This is a genomic window from Methylobacillus draconifructus, from assembly GCF_045984355.1.
GTDB lineage: Bacteria > Pseudomonadota > Gammaproteobacteria > Burkholderiales > Methylophilaceae > Methylobacillus > Methylobacillus flagellatus_A.
In genome coordinates this window covers 149,355-167,544 of sequence record NZ_JBJQII010000002.1, presented here as the reverse complement: position 1 = coordinate 167,544, position 18,190 = coordinate 149,355, and the positions used below count along the sequence as shown (strand labels likewise).

Below are 18,190 nucleotides of genomic sequence, written 5' to 3'. Positions count from 1 at the left end.
AGCTTAGGCCGCCTGTTCCAGCATATCCCCTGCCTCCGCAATGGATGCGGTGGCATGCGAATTCACCTGCTGCGCCGCTTCGCTGATGCGCGTGATCAGGTTGACGGCCGATAGCAGGATCAGTAGGTTCTCGCCTTTTTCCGTCATGACCTTGGCAATGCCTTCGGCCGGGATGTTGATGGTCGCGAAGAAGGCCGAGAGCGGCTCGATCGCGTGGGGGGCGATGGCGGGGATTTCTCCGAGTGCGCTCACCAGCAGGCCGAACTTGGGCAGCTTGGGGCCGGCCTGGACAATGACGATCTGCTTGTCCTGCTCGGGCGGCTGGAAGTCTATGCCGGTCAGCCGGGCGAGGTTGAGCACCGGCACGACATTGTCCTCATGCTTGAGCATGCCTTCCAGCACCGACGAGGTGTCGGGCAACGGCTTGATGTTATTGGCTTGTACCGCTTCGACAATGTGCGAGGCGGGCAGGCCGAGCCAGTGCTTGCCGATGTAGAAGGTGGCGTATTCCTCGGCATCCGCGGCGGCGGCCTGGTTGCTTGCGGGTTTGAACTGGTTCTGTTGCAGCAGGTTTTCCGAGTCTATCATGGCGTTGATGTCTGTAGCCTTGCCCAGGGGGATGAAGATCAGCGCGGTCACGTGGTTCTTGTAGCTGTCGCCGTCGCCTTTGTATTCGCGGTACCCGGCCGATGCGCGCGCGCCCACGGCGTAGTAGTTGCCGTTGTAGAGCGCGATGTCGAAGCCGGTGCTTCCCGGCGTCAGCTTGCACAGCTCCGGATGCACGGCGAAGTGGCTGCCGACGGCGAAATCGCGCGAGGTGGATGAGATCACGCGCAATTTCTCATCCACGTAGAGCGTGAAGCTGCCTTTGACGACATCGTTGTCCGCGCCGCGAGGCAGGGCGTCCGCGAGCATGGCGGAAAACTGCGGCGTGCTGTCGAACACGATGCCGATGCCGCCCACGGTCTGCTCCTGGTGGCGGATGGCGGCGGCATAGATGTAGGTGGGCTGGTTGCCGTAGAGCGGGCTGGGCTCGAAATCCGACACGACGTAGTCTTGCGAATGGCGCAATTGCAATGCCGCCTTGACCCAGTCGGCGGTGATTGTTTCGCCGACCAGCCGCTGATAGGCCGGGTTGGAGGCCGCCACGATACAGCCGTGGCGGTCGAAGACGACCAGGTTGGAGTACACCGTGTAGGCCTTGTTGATGTAGACCAGCACCTTGGTGATCGCATTTTTCTCCTGCATGCTGAGTTCCGGCTGGGACAGCAGGCGCTGGAACGTCGCGGTCAATGCCCACCAGCGGCAGTCGTTGGCGCGCTCGTACAGGTTGCGGTCCATGATGTCCACCGCCAGCGAGGCGAAAAAGCGCGAGTTTTCCAGCATCACGGCCACCACGGTCTGGTAGAGGTCGGCCACCGTCTTTTCCACCACGTTCTGCGTCTTAAAGCCGGTATTGCTGATTTCCCACAACAGCATCTTGGAGAAATTGTTCTGCTGCGCGTTGTGGCTGGCGTCGCGCTTTTGCCAGATATTGCCGTTCCATACCGATTGGTTGAGCTTGCTCTGGATGGTGGCGGCCTGTTTGGGAATGCCCAGCAATGTCGCTGAGAACAACAGCGGGCTGCGCATGACTTTCTTCAGCAGCTTGCCGTCGATGCCGGCAATGATGTTGGCGACATTGTCTTCGAAGGCGTGCTCGAGCGGGATCATCACATGGCCGCGCCAGCCCGGGCCCATGTAGCCTTGGTAGCCCTTGGTTTCACGCGTGACGGCAAGATAGAGCCTGCCGGCGAAGCGCGTGAGTATCCAGTCCTGGCCTTGGGCATGCTCCAACGGGGCGCCCAGCGGGATCTGGTAGTGGTCGCTGCTGGCGACGACCCGGTCTTGTTCGTCCAGCAGCAAGCCCACGCACCATTCGTTCTTGCGGATCAGATCTTTGAAGATGCCATCCATTTCATTTTCAAACTTGAAGCAGAGGCAGAGCACGCCCAGCGCGTCGTCGCTGTCGTCGTGGCATACCCTGCGGGCATAGATCAGGCTGGCATCCTGCCCGGGTGATAAGTCGCTGTGACGGAATACCTCGATATAGGGTTCGTCGGAATGCAGGGCTTCCTTGATCAAGGGGTCGTGCGATTGCCTGGCCGGGTTGTCCTCATCCAGTTGCACCAAAATGTTGCCTCCTGCATCAAGCAGGATCACGTTGAAGTACACCGAGTACTTCTGGACGTACTCGCTGAAGCGTTCGCGCAGCAGCATGTAGTCATCCTCGTCGGCGCTGCCCGCAAGGTGCTTGTCGAGGAAGTTGCTGAGATTGTCGTCGGTGGAAAGAAAGCCGATATCCGCCGTGCGCTCGAACAGGTTGCGCACCACGATATCCACCGCCACCTGGGCCTTCGCCGTGATCGCTGTGATGGTCTTGTTCAGGGTTTCCCTGGCCAGGCTGTCCAGCACGTCGGTCGTGACCTTACCGAAGGCCTGGCGCGTCTCGCTCATGTCGGTGCCTGTGCCGGAAAGCTGGCTGAGCAGGGAGAGATTGTCCCATGTGCTCTGCAACTGCTGCAACGATTCGCGATAGCGGTTGAGGCTGCTCATGCTCTGCGTCATGGCAGGGATATTGTGGTTTGCGGTGGTCATGCTTTGCTTTCTTGTAGTGATGCCTGTCTCCAGATCAGCAATTATCATGCCCGCTGTTACGGCCCGGATTGGCCCTTGATTTCTCCCGAAGCTGAAAGTGCGCTTAGCCAGGGAGTAGGCAAATGTATTGTACGAACGTACAATATGCCGATGCAGGTGAAACAGAAACTAGAAATCCTGGCCGATGCCGCCAAATACGACGCCTCGTGCGCCTCCAGCGGCACCGAGCGGCGCGACTCGCGGGACGGCAAGGGCATAGGCTCGACCACGGGCACGGGGATTTGCCATAGCTACGCGCCAGACGGCCGCTGTATTTCCCTGTTGAAGATATTGCTCACCAATTTTTGCCTGTACGACTGCGTTTACTGCGTCAACCGTGTCAGCAGCAATGTGCCGCGGGCGCGCTTCAGCATAGACGAAGTGGTGCAGCTGACGCTGGCGTTTTACCGCCGCAACTACATCGAGGGATTGTTCCTGAGTTCGGGCATTATCCAGAACCCGGACTACACCATGGAGCAGGTGGTCGAGGTGGCGCGCATCCTGCGCGAGGAGCATGGCTTCCGCGGATACATCCACCTGAAAACCATCCCGGATGCCGCCCCGGAATTGCTGGCGCGCGCAGGGCGCTATGCGGACCGGCTGAGCATCAATATCGAGCTGCCGACGGCGGCAAGCCTGTCCGCGCTGGCGCCGGAAAAGGACGGTGCGGCCATCCGCATGTCGATGGCGCGGCTGCGCGAACGCATTGACGCCGGGAAGGACAAGACCGCCAGCGGCAAGCGCCCGCCGAAATTTTCCCCAGGCGGACAAAGCACGCAAATGATCGTCGGGGCGGACGCTACGGACGACAGGACGATACTCAGCGCCAGCGCCGAGCTGTATGGGCGCTACCGCTTGCGGCGCGTCTACTATTCCGCGTTCAGCCCCATCCCCGATGCGAGCCCGGCATTGCCGTTGCAGTCGCCGCCGCTGGCGCGGGAGCACAGGCTGTACCAGGCGGACTGGCTGATGCGCTTCTACGGGTTCGAGCCGCATGAAATCATCACCGGCGAACAAGGCATGCTGGCGCTGGACATGGACCCCAAGACGGCATGGGCGCTGCGGAACCGCGCCATGTTTCCCGTCGACCTCAACCGTGCGCCCAAGTCCACGTTGCTGCGCGTGCCAGGCCTGGGGGTGCGCAATGTGCAGCGCATCCTGGCAGCTCGCCGCGTGCGTGCAGTGCGGCTGGACGACCTGGTGCGCATGCATGCCCCGATCAACCGCATGCTGCCGTTTATCCAGTTGCCGGACCATCATCCCGGCACGACGCTGGATGCAGCGGGTTTACCTGCGTGGCTCAAGAATATTCATGCAGCCCCGCAACAACTTGGATTGTTTATGTAGGGTGATGCATGCATAACGTTTATCTCAAGGATGAAACCGACATCGAGGGCTGGCGCGCCGCGGCGCGGCGGCTGATTGCCCAAGGCGTTGCCCCACAGGAAGTTGACTGGTACGTGAGGCCGGCTGCTCATGATGTGTTTCAGGAAGATTTTCTGGCGATGGCGGATGATGCAGCGAACCCGGATAGCAATCAGTCTTGCGTTACTGTCCAGGGAAAAGCCGATATTGTGCCGCCAGCCATGTCAGACGGGCAGCCCGCCAACAGCGTGCGCCTGATGGTGCCGCGCCAATTCGTCGAACTGGTGCGCCCGGTAATCCTGCACCGGGTGCCGGAGCGCTTTGGCTTGCTCTACCGGGTGTTATGGCGCTTGCAGCGGGAGCGTGGCCTGATGAGGCTGGCAGGGGATGCCGATATTGCCCGCCTGAATTCCATGGTCAAGGCAGTGCGGCGCGATATGCACAAAATGACGGCATTCGTCCGTTTCCGGGAAGTCATGGTGGAGGGGAGGCCGCGCTATCTGGCCTGGTTCGAGCCGGAGCACCACATCATGGCGGCAATCGCGCCTTTCTTCATCGGGCGTTTTGCCGCGATGGACTGGACCATCATGAGCCCGCGCATGGGCATGCGCTGGGACGGCAACAGGCTGCATTTCCTGCCAGGGGGCAAGCCAGAGGCGCTGCCCGCAGAGGATGCCGGCGAAGCGTTGTGGCTGAGCTACTACCGGCATATCTTCAATCCGGCGCGCCTCAAGCTCAAGGCCATGCAGAAGGAAATGCCGAAAAAATATTGGCATAACCTGCCTGAGGCAGGGCTGATTACCGCGTTGGTCGCAGGCGCTGGAACGCGCACGCAGGCGATGCTGGAAAGGGTGCCCGAGCCGCCCAGGCGCAAGATTATCGGCTATCAGCGAAAGTCGCGGTGTCTGGATATCGCTAGCGGAAACGAATAACGGCATTCAGCATGCGATAGAGAGCCGATAAAGCAGCAAATGTCGTGGCTGGCATTTTTCGTGCTTTTGCTCGGGTAACCCGCAAACCGCGAACAACCATAAGAAGCCGCCATGCAAATATTCCTGTTCCCACTATCCGCTTTTTTCTGCCTTTACTTTCTTGGTCTCCCAGCAGTATCCGCAGGCGATGGCTCATCCCAGGCGCAGGCCATGGATAGCGTGTGGGTGGCGATTTCCGGCGCGCTGGTATTCATGATGCAGGCGGGGTTCGCCATGCTGGAGAGCGGCATGGCGCGCGCCAAGAACGCCGTGAATGTGATGATGAAGAACTATATGGATCTGGCGGTCGGGGCGTTGTTGTTCTGGCTGGTGGGATACGGCCTGATGTTCGGCGGCAACCCCAGCGGCTGGATCGGCACGGACCATTTTGCCTTGGCCTACGGCGACGACTGGAGCGCCAGCATGCTGTTTTTCCAGTTGATGTTCGCGGCGACGGCAGCGACCATCGTGAGCGGCGCCATGGCCGAGCGCACGAGTTTCGTCGCCTACCTGCTGGGGGCTTGCGGCATCATGGCCTTGATCTACCCGGTATTCGGCAGCTGGGCCTGGAATGAGCATGGCTGGCTCAGGCAGATGGGCTTCATCGATTTTGCCGGCTCCACAGTGGTGCATTCGGTCGGGGCATGGTGCGCGTTGGCGGGCATCATGGTGCTTGGCCCCAGGCTGGGGCGTTTCGGCAGCAAGGGCGAGGTGCACATGATCCCGGGGCATAACCTCAGCCTGGTGGCGATGGGCGGCTTCCTGCTCTGGTTCGGCTGGTTCGGCTTCAACGGCGGCAGCACGCTGGCGGCAGGCGCCGAGATCGGCCCGATTCTCTTGAATACGCATATGGCCGGCGCCGCAGGCGCGGTGGGCGCATTGCTGACTGCGCTGGCCATGCGCCAGCCGGTGCTGATGGCCTTCGTGGTCAACGGCAGCCTGGGCGGTCTGGTGGCGATTACGGCAGGTTGCGCCAGTATGGATGTGCCATATGCGGTACTGACCGGTTTCATGGGCGGGATCGTCACGATGTTCGGGGTATGGGCGCTGGAAAAATTAAGGCTGGATGACGTGGTGGGCGCGGTGGCCGTGCATGGCTTCAGCGGCGTATGGGGCACGATTGCGGCCGGCTTGTTCCTCAAGGGCAATATGTTCGACCTCAACCAGGTCATCGTGCAGCTGATCGGGGTGGCCGTGGCTTTTGTCTGGGTCTTCCTCAGCGCGTTGCTGATGTACGGGTTGCTGGCGCGCACGATCGGCTTACGCGTCAGCACCATGCACGAACAGCGCGGGCTGGACATCACGGAGCATGGCGAGGTGGGCTATCCCGAGTTCAACCGCGATGCCGCCTACCAGCGCGAACATGTTCAGCAACTCAACCGGCTCTGAGTCGATCTATGGATATCGTGTTACGCCGCCGCGCAATCCTTACCGGGCTCAGGCCATTCCTCAGCGATGAGGAGTTGCTGCCTGCGGTGGCGTTATGGGAGCGAGAGTATGCCGGGCAGCCAGTATTTGCCCTGAGCGGGTTCATCGCGAAATGCTGCACACGGCCGGCGCTCAAGGCGCAACGCGGCCAGATGCTGCGTGCCGTGATCGGCGCCATGGAGTTGCCGGAGAGACAATTGCTGTCGGACCCGGGCGCCCGGGAGGGCGATGCGGAAACGGCGCAACGCACGACAAGCTTGAGCGCAGATGATAAAACCAGTATGTTCGCCGTCCTGCTCCAAGCCATGCTATTGCTTATTGAGCCTGCATTGCAGGGTGCGGTTCGCAACCGCCTGTTGCAACAGCTCGACAAGCAAAAGTTTGAAGGCGTGCGCCAACAGGTATTGCAGGAGTGGCTGGCAGGCCATAATGCCACGCTGACCCACAGCTACAGCCTCGACCTGCTGCGGTCGTTCATCAACCAAGCTTATGTCGCGATGTGCGAAGCCCTGGGGCCGGTCAAGGCTGACCAGCTATTGGCGCAGGCGATCCGCCAGGCCGAGATACAAGGGTATCACCTGAGTTTTCGGGTGCATGATTTGTTGTAAGAGCCTGTTCACGATCTTTTCATAGGGTACGTTGCCCCGGCAGGGTAGGCGATGCAAGGCGCAAACCGCAGACGTGCTGATTGCCCGGCGAGGATTTGCAACGCAGCAGCGGCTGCGCTGCCGGGGCAATCCGAAGGGCATGGCCCCAACACGTGCCCGCTCTGCGTTGCAGTCCTTGGCAAGGCAATGAGCATTACCTGCGGACTGTGCCTTGATCGGACGTGCTTTGATGCCATGCGTGCCCTATGAAAAGATCGTGAACAGGCTCTAGAGCTAATAAAAAAGGGAGCAATTGCTCCCTGTTCAATGCAATCAATCGCTCTTACTTCACGCGGTTCTTGTATTCCAATGTGCGGGTATCGATTTCGATCTTGTCGCCGATGTCACAGAACAACGGCACTGGCAATTCGAAGCCGGTGTTGATCTTGGCCGGCTTCATCACCTTGCCGGAGGTGTCGCCCTTGACGGCCGGCTCGGTGTAGGTGATTTCGCGTACGACGGAGTTCGGCAGCTCGACGGAGATGGGCTTGCCGTTGTAGAACACCACTTCGCACTCCATGCCGTCTTCCAGGAACTTGAGCGCGTCTTCCATGGTTTCAGCTTCAACTTCGTACTGGTTGTATTCCGCGTCCATGAACACGTACATGGGGTCGGCGAAATAGGAGTAGGTCACTTCCTTCTTTTCCAGCACCACCACGTCGAACTTGTCATCGGCCTTGTATACCGCTTCGCTCGGGGACTCGGTGAGCAGATTCTTGAATTTCATCTTGACCACGGAGGAGTTGCGGCCCGATTTGCTGTATTCGGCCTTCAGCACGACCATGGGATCGTTGCCTACCATAAATACGTTGCCTACGCGAAGTTCCTGAGCTGTTTTCATGTGATGTCCTGGGACTTAAAAAGGGTAAAGTGTAAAAAGTCGCGCATTATACCCGAAAATCAAAAAAATTTCTTACAGTAAATCACCAGCTTAGCGGCCAAGCCGGTTTCTTTTGCACATGCCTGGGCATAGTTCTGCGCCTGCCGCTGCCAGCCAGGCAGGGCGGTGAGCAGCGCTTGCCAGGCTGAGGAAGTGAAGCCATACCGATTCCAAGCGCGATGGGCCGCCATGATGTGTACAGTCAAGTCTGACGGACTATCTTGACAATAGCGTTGCAGGAAGGCCTCCAGCTTGGCGAGGTGGGCATCCTCCGCTTGCAGATAGGGCTGCCAGATCATGGGCTTGCCTGCCCATAGTGCCCTGACCCAGCTGTCCTCGCCGCGCACGAAGTTGAGGTCGCAAGCCCAGAGCAATTGGTCATAGCGGTCCTGCGGGAGAAATGGGATGGTGGCGATCCTGAGCCCGCCTTGATTTTCCCGTTTTTCCAGCCAACGCATGGCATGGTCGGCGACAGGGCCGTGGGGAATAATGCAGAGGACCGGTTTATCCGCTTCCTTCATGGCATCCAGCAACGAGTCCACCGGCGCATGCGGGTAGCAGAACAGGCTGACGGTATAGGCATGCTGCGGCATGATGCCCAGGCTCTGCCAGAAGGCTGCCTGCAAGGCCGGGCTCTGCTGGAAGCGCGTGCGTTCTGCCAGCAGGCGGCCTTCGCGCAGCAATCCGCCGGAGGCCGGGCTGAACCCGGGAAAGAAGAAGTGCTTGGTCAAGCCAAGCTGCGGGTGCGGGGAAGGCCGGGCGTGAAAGTCGTCCACCCATTGTTCCGCGCTCAAGTATTCCAGATTGACCCACACCGGCCGGGCATCCTGCATGGCGTGCAGGTAGGGTTCCGGCAACGCGCAGCCGAATGCCTCGATCACGACATCGGCAACATCCACTTGCGGGAATGGCGCAGTCCAGTGGCGGATTTCCACCCCAGAGGTTTCCTGCGACGCCAGTGCCGGGTCCAATCCCTGGACCAGCTTGGCGGCGGTTTGGGGCCGGTCTATCCACAGCCTGACTTTTATCCCATGCTCGTGCGCCAATTGCCTGGCCAGACGCCAGCAGACGCCGATGTCGCCGTAGTTGTCGACGATGCTGCAAAAGATGTCCCAGCGCATGGCTTCAGTCAGCCTTGTCTGGCGCATGGTAGCTCACGTCGACGACCTCGAAGCTTTCTTCCCCGGCCGGCGTCTCCACGCGGATCACGTCTCCGGGCTGCTTGCCGAGCAACGCGCGGGCGAGCGGCGATATCCAGCTGATATAGCCCTTGCCCGGCTCGAGTTCGTCCTGGCCGACGATACGGTAATGATGCTCGCTGTCCTTGTCGATGGAGTAGAGCTCGACCCAGGCGCCGAAATAGATTTTCTCCAGGTCCTGCTGCTGCGCCGGGTCCACGACCACGGCAATGTCCATGCGCTTCATGAGGAAGCGCAGGCGGGAGTCGATCTGGCGCAGGCGCTTCTTGCCGTAGATGTAATCGCCGTTCTCGCTGCGGTCGCCGTTGCCCGCCGCCCAGGCGACATCGCTGACGACCTTGGGGCGCTCGATTTTGTAGAGTTGCTCGAACTCGTCCTTGAGCCGCGCGTAGCCTTCCGGCGTGATGTAGTTTTTCTTGTCTGCCATAGGCTCGCAAATTAGGCGGCAAGGCGCCGTCTGTCAAGCGAGCAGGCGTGAAAAGCCGTAGCCCATTGCATGAGCATGAGCTTTGGGGGTAAGCTCGACCCTGCCTTGCATGCAAGGCGGGCATCATCAATTTATATAACAGCAACAATAAATTAAGGGAGTTTCATGATGAGTGGGGAGCAAAAAACGCCTGTCGTGTTCACAGGCAGGACGGGCGAGTATTTCGGCATCTGGATCGTCAACCTGCTGTTGAGCATCCTGACATTGGGTATTTATTCCGCCTGGGCCAAGGTGAGGCGCAAGAAATACTTCTACCAGCATACCTTCATCGACGGCGTCGCCTTCGACTATCACGCTTCGCCGGTCGCCATCCTCAAAGGGCGCTTTCTCGCTTTCGGCTTGTTCGTCCTGTATTCGATCAGCGCCGAGATTTCTCCCGTATTGTCCGGCGTGTTCATCATCGCCTTTATTATCTTCCTGCCCTGGATCATTGTGCGCTCGTTGACCTTCAATGCGCGCAATTCCAGCTATCGCGGCTTGCGCTTCGATTTCAAGGGTAGGCTATGGGACGCAGTGCTGTATTACATCCTGCTGCCGATCCTGATGGTGCTGACGCTGGGCCTGCTGTACCCCTTCATTTCCCAGCGGCGCAACCGCTTCCTGGCCGAAGGGCACCGCTTCGGCAGGAGCCCCTTCACTGCCGGATTCAAAGTGAAGGACTTTTACTTCGCATACCTGAAAGCCTTATTGCTGCTGGTGGGGCTTTTATTGGCGGCAGGGCTTTCCATCGGTTTGCTGAACGTCAACAACACCGACGCCTGGGCTCGGGAGAGCATGCAGCAAGCCATCGTGCCCTTGATATTCATCTACCTGCTGATCCTGACCGTTTGCGGGGTCTTCCTGCGCGCGCGTTTGCTCAACCTGGTCTGGAACGGCACGCGCGTCGAGCATGTCGGGTTCAGCGCCAACCTGCGCTCGCGCGACCTGGTCTGGCTCTATGCGACCAACCTGCTGCTGATCGTGCTTTCGCTCGGCTTGCTGACGCCATGGGCGCAAATCCGCACCATGCGCTACCATGCCGAGCGCCTGAGCTTGGTGGGCGAGACCGATTTTGCGCATTTCGTCGGCGAGAAAAAGGCGGAAGTCAAGGCCGCGGGCGAGGAAATCGGCGAAATGTTCGATGTCGAGCTTGCCCTGGGATAATTCCAGGAACACACATTGGCCTGTCATGCGCGTTTTTGAAGCGGATTATTTCGACGGCATCACTGCCGATGCCAAGCCGGTGCTGGTGACGCTTGAAGCGCAGCACCTGAGCTTTGGCATCGGCGGCGAACCCGAGCGTTTCTTGCTCGCGGCAATCCGGCCGCAGGCACCGGTGGGCAGCGCCAGGCGCGTCATCGAGCTGCCGGACGGCGGCCGCCTGGAAACGCGGGACTATGCCGCTTTCGACAGCTTGCGCCTGCCTGCGGGCAACCGTTTCTGGCGCCTGCTGCATTTCATTGAAAACCACCTGGCATGGGTGCTGCTCGCATTGTTGCTGGCCGTGCTTGCCGGCTGGGGAATGATACGCTACGGCGTGCCGCTGGCCGCGGAGCAGGTGGCGCGCATGGTGCCTGCGGGCACGGAATCCGGCCTGGGGGAACAGGTACTCAAGGCCATGGACCACAAGTACGGCTATTTCAAGCCGACCAGGCTGAAGCCCGAACGCCGGAAGGCCTTGGAACAGGCCTTGGCTGCATTCTGCGCCCGCCAGGAGAGTTGCCCGCCCCATCGGCTGGAATTCCGACGCGGCGGCGACATCGGCGCCAATGCCATGGCGCTGCCGGGCGGCATCATCGTGGTCACCGACGAGCTGGTGGCGTTGAGCCGCAGCGACGACCAGGTGCTGGCCGTGCTCGCGCACGAACTGGGGCATGTGCAGCGGCGCCACTCCCTGCGCCACGCCTTGCAGGCCACATTGTCGGGATTGGTGCTGGTGGCGCTGACCGGCGATTTCGACACGCTGGCCTCCGGCCTGCCGGCCGTGCTGTTGCAGCTCAATTACTCCCGCAGCATGGAAACCGAGGCCGATGCCTACGCCCTGGCAGCATTGCGTCAGGCCTGTATTCCTCCCAGTGCGTTTGCGGAAATCCTGACTGCGCTGCAACGCCAGGCCAAGGGTGGGAGGGTGCCGGAGATGCTTTCCTCGCATCCCGGTACGGTAGCGCGCATTGCGCCTTTCAAGGACGGTCTGCCTGCAGGTTGCGGAATTTAAGCAAGAGCGGCTAGCTAACATCCTGACAGAGCTGTTCTGCTTGCCGTACTACTATAGAGCGCCTGGCCAGGATCGCTTCGCTGGGCCTTGTTGGCCGCGCTAAGTCCTGAATGCCGATGCATAATCAAGTAAAATCCCGCTGATGAGTACCGACCACTTAATTCTTTGCGCCACGGCGCGGCTGGCGCGCGCATTGCAGTTCGACCATGCCAGGGCGCAGTCGGCCCGTGGCATGAAGCAATGGGCGCTGCTGAACACCATGACGGTCAGTCAGTGGCTGGACGCCTTGTTCGAGGAAGCCATGCTGACGGGCGGGCTGGACGTGCAGCAGGCGCCGCAAGGTGTGCTGAGCAATGTGCAGGAGCGCATGCTGTGGGAGGCGGTCATCAAGGAGATGTTGTCAGCCGAGGTGGCTGGCGAACTGTTCGACGTCAAGGGGCTGGCATGCATGGCGCAGGAGGCAAACCAGTTATTGCTGGAGTGGCGCCTGCCCTTGCCCGATGCCGGGTATAGCGAGGAAACGCGCCAGTTCCTCGCCTGGCGGCGCGAGTTCGTATCACGTTGCAGGCAGGGCGGCTGGATGGAGGCTGCGCGTTATCTCGACTGGCAGATCGACATGTTGGCGAACGGAGCGGGGCGCCTGCTGGACAGGATTGCGTTCGCGGGCTTTGACCGCATCACGCCACAAATGGCGCGATTGCAGGAAATATTGCGGCAGCGCGGTGTCGATGTGCAGCGGCACCACACCGGGCTGGCTGAGCCAGGCCATGTCCGACGCGTGCTGCTGGCTGACCAGGAGGCGGAATGCCGCGCCGCCGTTGCCTGGGCGAAGCGGCAACTGGCCGAAAACCCCGGTGCCCGCATCGGCATCGCAGTGCCTGAGCTGGCCAAGCTGCGAGGCACGCTGGCACGCTTGCTGGACGATGCGCTGCACCCCTCATGGGTGCGGCCTGCCATGGTGGAGGCGCCGCGGCAATATGATTTTTCCCTGGGGCAGCCCTTGCACCGGGAGCAGGTGGTGCAGACTGCGCTTGAGCTGCTGCGGTTCTTCAGCCAGTGCCGGCACCGGGACAAGGTAGAACAGCAGGATTTCTCGCAATTGCTGCAGCGGCCTTATTGGTCGCATGCCGTGACCGAGGCGGATGCCCGCGCCCAGCTGGATGCGCGCATGCGGGAATGGCTGCCGTTGTCCATGAGCATGCCGCGCCTGATCCGGTTCATCCGGCGCGAAGCGAGCAGCGAGAAAGCGCCGTTATCGTTGGCCGGCCTACAGGCGCACATCAATGCAGCATTGGACATTCTGCAAGCCCAGTCCGGCCAGCAGCTGCCTTCGGCCTGGGTCGATGTCATGCAGCGCACCTTGGAAGCGCTGGACTGGCCGGGCAGGCAGCGCAGCCTGTCCAGTTTCGAATTCCAGGCCATTCAGGCCTTCGACAAGGTCTTGCAGGCGATGGCGGCGCTGGATGTGCTGCAGCAGCCCATATCTTTTCAGCAGGCATTGGCAAGGCTGCGCGAGCTGGTGCAGGAGCAGATCTACCAACCGGAAGCGGAAGGCGAAGTCAGGTTGCAAGTCATGGGCATGCTGGAAAGCGTCAGCGAGCCGCTGGACGGCTTGTGGGTGATGGGCATGAACGACCATAGCTGGCCGCCGCCGCCGCGGCCCAACCCCTTGCTGCCGGCCGCGATGCAACGCCAGCATGGCGTGCCGAACGCCGATAGCGCGGTGCAGGCCGCATTTGCCCAGGTGATCCATCAGCGCCTGCTGCATAGTGCGCATCGTGTCGTGTTCTCAAGCGCAGCGAAGGAGGGCGAGCGCGAGTTGCGCCTGAGCCCGTTGGTGCAGGCGATTCCCTTGCGTGAAGATATGCCGGAAGCCAGCCAGAGCCTGGCGCAGATGCTGGCAGAGCACGATAACAAGCCGCTTCAGCGGCTGGATGACCACCAAGCGCCGCCGGTTGCGGAAGGGGAGCATCTCTCGGGCGGCACAGGCCTGCTCAAGGCGCAGGCGGTTTGCCCGGCCTGGGCCTATTTCCAGTACCGCTTGCATGCGCGGGCGCTGAAGACCCCTGTCAACGGCCTGGACGCGGCGGAACGCGGCACGCTGGTGCACCTGGTGCTGGAGCATTTCTGGCGCGGAAGAGGCCTGCACGACCTGCAGGCGATGGACGAGCTGCAACTGGAACAGGCGCTTGCCGAAGCGGTGCGGTCCGCCTTGGCTACTTATATGGAAACTTGCGGCGAAGTATTGAGCGACGCGTTCGCCGGGCTGGAAACCATGCGCCTGACCCGCTTGCTGAAAGGCTGGCTGGCCTTGGAGAAAATGCGCGAACAGCCGTTTACCGTGCTGGCAAGCGAACAGCAACAGAAGGTGGTCATCGAGGGGGTGGAAATCAGCCTTGTCATTGACCGTATCGACCAGCTGGAAAACGGCAGCCGTATCGTCATCGACTACAAGACCGGCCGCAAGCCCGATACCCGCAACTGGGCGCAAAACCGCATCACCGAACCGCAATTGCCGGTCTATGCCGCCTTCGTGCTGTCGTCGCCTGACCCGGCAGATGCGGGAGCAGGCAGCACGGGCGGCGACAGCGCCGAAATCTCCGCTATCGCCTTCGCCATGGTCAAGCTAGGGGAGCACGGGTTTGCCGGGCTTTCCAGCGAAAGCGTGCTGCCGTCGATGCCGGTGCTGGACGACAAGAAGACGCGGGAAATCTTTCCCGAGGCGGATTTCCCTGATTGGCACAGCGTGCTCGCGCACTGGCGCGGCAGCATCACCGCGGTGGTCGATGAGTTGAAGCGCGGCGAGGCGGCGGTGCTGGTGCAGGACGAAAAGGAACTGGCCTATTGCGAAGTGCTGCCCTTGCTGCGCCTGCCGGAAAGGCGGCTGCAGTTCGAGTACATGCAGCAGGGAGAAGGGAAATGACTCAAACGACAGGTCAAGCCTTGGATTTGCTCGAGCTGGACCGCGTCAGCCGCGAACGCGCCCTCGAGCTTGCCTCCTTCATCGTGGAGGCGCCTGCAGGCGCCGGCAAGACCGAGCTGCTGACCCAACGCTTCCTGCGCCTGCTCACCACCGTATCTGCGCCCGAGCAGATCATTGCGATCACCTTCACCAACAAGGCGGCCGCTGAGATGCGCTCGCGCATCCTCGACAGCCTGCTCATGGCGGCGAGCGGCAACATGCCGCTGGCGGCGCACAAGCAGCAGACCTTCAGGCTGGGCGTGGCGGCATTGCAGCATGCGGCCAGCCAGGACTGGCAACTGCTGGACAATCCCTCGCGGCTGAGGATATTCACGATCGACTCCTTATCCGGCCACCTGGCGCGGCAGATGCCGTTGTTGAGCCGCTTCGGCAGCCAGCCTGCCATCACCGAGGATGCCACTGCGCATTACCGGCTTGCCGCCGAGCGCACGCTTGCCTTGGTGGATGAAGACGGCTTGGGCGAGGCGGTACGGCTGGCGCTGAGCTATGTCGACAACGACGTGCAGAAACTCACGGGCCTGTTGGTCGATATGCTGGGCAAGCGCGACCAGTGGCTGGATTACGCCAACCACGGCGACCTGCAGCAGGCTGCCGAGCGGGCGCTGGAGCACTTGATCGCCCAGGACCTGCAAGCTGCTGCCAACCTATTGCCGGGTCGCTTGCAAAGCGCCTTGATGCCGGTGGCGCGGTATGCCGCCGGCAACCTGGCCTGCGACGTGCCCCAGGCCCTGTTGCTGGATTGGGAAACGCCATTGCCAGCCGCGCCTCAGGCATTGCCTGCATGGCTGGCGCTGTGCGACCTGGTGCTGACCGGCACCGGCACATTGCGCAAGACGGTCAATGTCAAGAACGGCTTCCCGGCAACGCCGGAATCCAAGCCGTTCAAGGAACGGTTTGCCGAGATCATTGCCACCTTGCAGCAGACCGCTGGCGCGGAAGCGGCCTTGCAGCGCCTGCGCAGCCTGCCGTTGCGGCAGGACGGGCAAAGCTGGCAGATGGTGGCGGCGCTGGCGCAGTTGTTGAACATCGCCGTGGCGCAATTATGGCTGGTGTTCCAGCAGGCGGGAGAAGTCGATTTCGTCGAGGTGTCGCAGCGCGCGTTGCGGGCATTGGGCAATGAGGACGATGCGCCCAGCGAGCTGGCCTTGAAGCTGGATTATGAGATCAGCCATTTGCTGGTGGACGAGTTCCAGGACACCAGCCCGGGCCAGGTCAAGCTGTTGCAGCGGCTGACGCAAGGGTGGACGCCCGGCGATGGGCGGACCTTGTTTGCCGTAGGTGACCCGATGCAGTCGATTTACCGCTTCCGCAAGGCCAACGTCGGCCTGTTCCTCGAAGTGGCCGAGGAGGGCATAGGCGAACTGCCGCTGGAGCGTCTGCAGCTTTGCCGCAACAACCGTTCTTCGCCGCCCGTGGTGGACTGGATCAATGCCACGTTCCGGCATGTGTTCCCTGCCGATGACAGCGTCGTGCAGGGCGCAATCCGCTACCGCGAGTTCGTGGCGACCCGCGGGCATGAGGCCGGTGCCGGCGTGACGGTGCATCCGTTGATCTGCGGAACTGAAGAGGACGCCGAAGCCCTGCGCATCCGCGAGGCGGCTACGGTGATCGAGATCATACGTAATACCTGGGCAAGCAAGCCTGATGCGAACATTGCGGTATTGGTGCGCGCACGCGCGCATCTTGAAACGCTGGTGGCGGAAATCCGCCGCCGCCATCCCGACCTGCGTTTCCAGGCGGTGGAAATCGAGCAGCTTACGGGACGCCAGAGCGTGCAGGACCTGCTGGCCCTTACCCATGCCCTGTTGCAGCGCGCCGACCGCGTCAACTGGCTGGCGATATTGCGCGCGCCCTGGTGCGGTCTGCAGCTTGCCGACCTGCATATATTGGCCGGGCGCGAGCGCTATCGCACGGTCTGGTCGTTGTTGCATGATGGCGGTTTGCTGGCCGCCATGAGCGAGGATGGCCGCTGGCGCAGCCAGCATGTGGTGCATGTGTTGTCGGAAGTCCTGGGGCAGCAGGGGCGCATGCCCTTGAGCCGGTGGCTGGAGAGCGCCTGGCTGATGCTGGGCGGCGCGCAATGCCTGTGGCAGCCAGGCGATATTGCCGACGTGGAAGCTTTTTTCGCGCTGGTTGACCAGCTTGACCAACAAGGCCGCTTCAGCCTTGAGCGCCTGGTGCAGGAGGTGGAAAAGCTCTATGCCGCACCGGATGTTGCAGCCGATGGCCAATTGCAGTTCATGACCATCCACAAGTCCAAGGGCCTGGAATTCGATACGGTCATCCTACCGGGGTTGGAGCGCCGCCCCCGCAACGGCGAAATGCCATTGTTGCTATGGGAAGAGGTGGCGGTGGAGAGCGAGGCGGGCGTCAGCACCGAGCTGGTCACGGCCCCTTTCATTCCCAAAGGCGCAGCGGGGCGGGACGAACCCAGTCCGTACAGCTACCTCAGGATGCTGGAAAAGGAACGCGCGGATAATGAAAGCGCGCGGGTGCTCTATGTCGCGGCGACCCGCACGGAGCGGTGCCTGCACCTGCTTGGCAGCGTCGCCCCGAATGCCAAGGGCGAGCTCAAGCCTGCCGGAGGCGCCTTCCTCGATTTGCTATGGCCGCATCTGGCGGGCGAGTTCCTGCAAATGGCTGCGCAAGATGTTCAGCCTGCGAATAATGCAAGCCAAGGCCCGCTGTTGGCCGACTTCATTCCCAAGCTGGTCAGGGTTGTAGAAGCAGGGATGCCCGCCATATATGCCGACAACAGGCACGAAGCCATTTCTTCCGGCCAGCCACATGGCGAGGCGCCGATGTTGGGCAGGCAAGCAGGGCTGGAAGCCCATATCGGCACACTTGCGCATAAATATGTAGAAATGATCGCTGCCGATCCTGATCTAGATGACTGGCTTGCGCGCCTGCCGAGCCTGAAGCCTGCGATGGCCCGCTGGCTGGTCCGGCAAGGGCATCAGCACCATGCCGCTCAGGCGGCGGCAGACCAGGTGCTGCAGTTGTTGGAGCTTACCCTGCAAAGCCAGGATGGCCGTTGGGTATTGTCGGCCCGTCCGCAGGCGGCAGCCGAGCTCGCTATCGGGCATATCGGCGATACAGGCTTCAAGCAGCAAATCGTCGACCGGTGCTTTATCGAGAATGGCGAGCGCTGGATTATCGACTATAAATCAACACGTTTGCCCGCCGACGCGGATACTGAAATGATACTGAACGCCGCTTCGGCATATGAAGCGCAATTGGCCGGTTATGCTGCGTTGTTTGCGGATGAGGGAATCACGGTTCGCAAGGCGATTTACTTCATGGCGCTAGGCAAACTCTGCGAGTTGCCTTGAAATGAAGTGTCAGGATTGACGAAATCAT

12 protein-coding genes are annotated in these 18,190 nt (G+C 61.2%); 8 read left to right on the top strand and 4 right to left on the bottom strand.

What is annotated here, in order from left to right; translation table 11 throughout:
- Positions 1–3: 3 nt before the first annotated feature.
- Positions 4–2,637, bottom strand: a complete 2,634-nt coding sequence (locus tag ACJSDX_RS04565; protein ID WP_407993697.1) for a chemotaxis protein CheW — start codon at positions 2,635–2,637, stop codon at positions 4–6.
- A gap of 150 nt (positions 2,638–2,787) precedes the next feature.
- Here ACJSDX_RS04565 and ACJSDX_RS04560 point away from each other — a divergent pair, with 150 nt between their 5' ends.
- The 4 genes from ACJSDX_RS04560 (at position 2,788) to ACJSDX_RS04545 (ending at position 7,048) form a co-directional block, all read left to right on the top strand.
- Entirely contained in the window at positions 2,788–4,023 is a 1,236-nt protein-coding gene (locus ACJSDX_RS04560) for a putative DNA modification/repair radical SAM protein (RefSeq protein WP_407993696.1), read from the top strand.
- Between the two features lie 8 nt (positions 4,024–4,031).
- Positions 4,032–4,973 (top strand): TIGR03915 family putative DNA repair protein, encoded by a 942-nt coding sequence (locus ACJSDX_RS04555; protein ID WP_407993695.1) that lies wholly within the window; start codon positions 4,032–4,034, stop codon positions 4,971–4,973.
- A 210-nt stretch (positions 4,974–5,183) separates the two neighbouring features.
- A complete protein-coding gene (locus ACJSDX_RS04550; protein WP_407993694.1) occupies positions 5,184–6,401 on the top strand; it encodes an ammonium transporter in 1,218 nt (405 codons plus the stop codon).
- Between the two features lie 8 nt (positions 6,402–6,409).
- Positions 6,410–7,048: a hypothetical protein gene (locus ACJSDX_RS04545; RefSeq protein ID WP_407993693.1), complete on the top strand. Its 639-nt coding sequence runs from the start codon at positions 6,410–6,412 to the stop codon at positions 7,046–7,048.
- 322 nt (positions 7,049–7,370) lie between these two features.
- Here ACJSDX_RS04545 and efp read toward each other — a convergent pair whose 3' ends face one another.
- From efp to greB, 3 genes are read right to left on the bottom strand one after another with little or no spacing between them, the layout of a single operon-like run.
- Positions 7,371–7,928, bottom strand: a complete 558-nt coding sequence (gene efp / locus ACJSDX_RS04540) for an elongation factor P (RefSeq protein WP_089374702.1) — start codon at positions 7,926–7,928, stop codon at positions 7,371–7,373.
- 59 nt (positions 7,929–7,987) lie between these two features.
- Positions 7,988–9,115, bottom strand: coding sequence for an elongation factor P maturation arginine rhamnosyltransferase EarP (gene earP / locus ACJSDX_RS04535; protein WP_407993692.1), 1,128 nt, complete (start codon positions 9,113–9,115; stop codon positions 7,988–7,990).
- Positions 9,093–9,593, bottom strand: a complete 501-nt coding sequence (gene greB, locus ACJSDX_RS04530; RefSeq protein ID WP_309565585.1) for a transcription elongation factor GreB — start codon at positions 9,591–9,593, stop codon at positions 9,093–9,095. Before greB ends, earP begins: the two co-directional genes overlap by 23 nt.
- A 165-nt stretch (positions 9,594–9,758) precedes the next feature.
- On the opposite strand from greB, the gene ACJSDX_RS04525 reads away from it, so the two are divergent.
- The 4 genes from ACJSDX_RS04525 (at position 9,759) to ACJSDX_RS04510 (ending at position 18,162) form a co-directional block, all read left to right on the top strand.
- Entirely contained in the window at positions 9,759–10,796 is a 1,038-nt protein-coding gene (locus tag ACJSDX_RS04525; RefSeq protein WP_407993691.1) for a YjgN family protein, read from the top strand.
- A gap of 25 nt (positions 10,797–10,821) precedes the next feature.
- The gene (locus ACJSDX_RS04520) at positions 10,822–11,847 is read left to right on the top strand and encodes a M48 family metallopeptidase (protein WP_407993690.1); all 1,026 of its coding nucleotides are present in this window, start codon (positions 10,822–10,824) and stop codon (positions 11,845–11,847) included.
- A 142-nt stretch (positions 11,848–11,989) separates the two neighbouring features.
- A complete protein-coding gene (locus ACJSDX_RS04515; RefSeq protein ID WP_407993689.1) occupies positions 11,990–14,770 on the top strand; it encodes a PD-(D/E)XK nuclease family protein in 2,781 nt (926 codons plus the stop codon).
- Positions 14,767–18,162, top strand: coding sequence for a UvrD-helicase domain-containing protein (locus tag ACJSDX_RS04510; protein WP_407993688.1), 3,396 nt, complete (start codon positions 14,767–14,769; stop codon positions 18,160–18,162). Before ACJSDX_RS04515 ends, ACJSDX_RS04510 begins: the two co-directional genes overlap by 4 nt.
- Positions 18,163–18,190 lie beyond the last annotated feature (28 nt).